The organism is Kitasatospora cheerisanensis KCTC 2395 (assembly GCF_000696185.1).
Classification (GTDB): Bacteria; Actinomycetota; Actinomycetes; order Streptomycetales; family Streptomycetaceae; genus Kitasatospora; species Kitasatospora cheerisanensis.
The window spans coordinates 905,452-906,483 of sequence record NZ_KK853997.1; the positions used below are offsets into that span (position 1 = coordinate 905,452).

1 pseudogene is annotated in these 1,032 nt (G+C 75.5%); it reads right to left on the reverse strand.

Annotated features, from left to right (window positions below):
• Window positions 1–1,032 (reverse strand): annotated as a pseudogene (locus KCH_RS42245) (hypothetical protein); the annotation flags it as partial.

A 1,032-nucleotide genomic window follows, 5' to 3' on the forward strand; every position in this document is an offset into this window, starting at 1 on the left:
AGGGACTGCGGCAGGACTTCGGCGAGGATCAGCGCCAGGCCCTGCCGGGGCCGCAGGCCCATGGTGCGCAGCCGGGCCAGCGTGGCGGCGCGCTCGGGCCCGGCCCGAAGGAGCGTCAGCAGCACGGACAGCAGGGCGAACAGCGCGGTGGCGGCGACGGAGACCCAGAACATCCGCTCGGCGGAGGTCTGGAGCGGGTCGGCGCCGATGGCGGCGGCCTCGCCGGTGGTGGTCCGCACCTGGTGGCCGGGCTTGCCGTCGGTGGCCGCCGGTCCGAGGAACTGCTCGGCGAGTGCCCGGAGTCGGGCGTCGTCGAGGTTGCCGGTGGCGAGCCACTTGTCGGGGCCGCCGAGTCGGGGCAGCAGGTCGGTGGCGGGGCCGAGCGGCAGCAGGACGTTGACGCCGACCGCGCCGTTCAGGGCGGGGGTGCCGTCGGAGACGCCGACGGTGCGGATCGGGACGGCTTCGCCGCCGCCGAGCCGGAGTTCGAAGTCGCCGTTCGGCAGGTCGCTGCTGACCAGGGCGGGCACCCGCTTGCCGGAGGTGTCGGCGAACACGGCGGGGTCGAAGCGGCCGCGTCCGGCGGTCTCGGCGACCTCGGCGTACTTGACGGGGTCGGCCACCACCACGTTGACGCGGACCGAATTGCCACTGCCGATGGACATGGTGACGTCGTCCTCGATCCAGATCGGCAGTGCGGTGCGGACGCCGGGCAGCCGGTCGGCGGCGGTGAGGAAGGCCTCTGGCAGGGTGCTGTCCAGGCGGGCGGCGACCGAGGCGTCGCCGCCGATGTTGTAGCGGGCGATCTCGGCGCGGTCGGCCTTGACCGAGCTGAGCACGGTGGCGCCGGTCGCGCCGCAGGTCACGGCGAGGACCAGGGCGAGCAGCGGCAGTACCGAGGGCCGGGAGTTCCGGCCGCTGCCGCGGGCGGCGCGGGCCAGGCCGAGGAACCCGATGGCGCCGGTCCGTCCGGCGGCCCAGCGGGCCGACAGCCCGATCAGGAACGGCTGGAGGCGGGCGAGCAGCAGCGCG